The 887-nt window shown below is 57.0% G+C and carries 1 protein-coding gene; it reads right to left on the bottom strand.

Going from position 1 to position 887, the window contains the following annotated elements; all coding sequences use genetic code 11:
* Positions 1–887: Mu transposase domain-containing protein (locus QP994_RS11030; RefSeq protein ID WP_502870053.1), on the bottom strand; the 887-nt coding region annotated here is incomplete at both ends.

Raw genomic sequence — 887 nt, 5'->3', positions numbered from 1 at the left:
GCAGGCCGAATAAAGACGGCATCAGCTGCGTCGCTGGTAAGCGGGGCGCTTGGGCGTTGTTGGTTCTTCGTCGCGGGCTGTGTCCTTCGCCCTGGTGCAGCAGGGTGCTGCTGAGCGTGCGCAATGTCAGTCTGGATGCGCTTGATCACAGCCATAGTTGGAGCCAGCTTCTTTTCTAAGACCTGCTGGCACGCCGGCTCGAGGGTGGCTTTGCTGTGCTTTTTGCCCAGGTTGGCCAGCACGTTGCGAGCTTGAAGAAGTCCGCGGGGGACGGCGGCACTATTACGATCGAGGATCATCGCTATGACTGCGTGCGTTGCAGAACCGAACGACGAGGCCCAAGCCAAGAGTTCGTCGCGGGTGAGCGCCTTGTGGCCTTCGTCATCGCCGCTTGGCCCATGGTTGGGATCAGTGGAGTACCGGTATTTGAATCCGTGAAGGCGTGTGTGTTCAGCAACTAGTTGATCACCGTTGAAGATGCTCACCAGTTGCGGGGTGAGCCTGACCGTCACTGCCTCTCCTACCAGCTGAAATGGCACAGAGTAGTACTGGTAGTCACAGGTGATGTGCCAATTACGGTCGACTTTGCACCGCTTGTATGACACTTCCGTAAACGGTATCGGCGGCAGATCGCGCATCACTGGTGCTTCTTCTTGCTCAAAGCGCATGCGCCGTGTTGTGCCATCAGCCCGTGTCATTGCGCTGTTGATATCGGCAAGCCGGTCAGCGATTGCCTCATTGAGCTCATCGAGATTGTAGAAGACCTCGTCGCTGAAATACCCGAGTATTTTGGTGTAGGCGATTTTCACAGCACGTTCTACTGCCGCTTTGTCGCGTGGCCTGCCGGGCCTAGTCGGCACAATCGTGACCCCGTAATAGTCGGCAAA

The organism is Corynebacterium sp. MSK044 (assembly GCF_030232825.1).
GTDB lineage: Bacteria > Actinomycetota > Actinomycetes > Mycobacteriales > Mycobacteriaceae > Corynebacterium.
The sequence above is the reverse complement of the archived record's forward strand: the minus strand, read 5'-3'. Positions and strand labels throughout refer to the sequence as shown.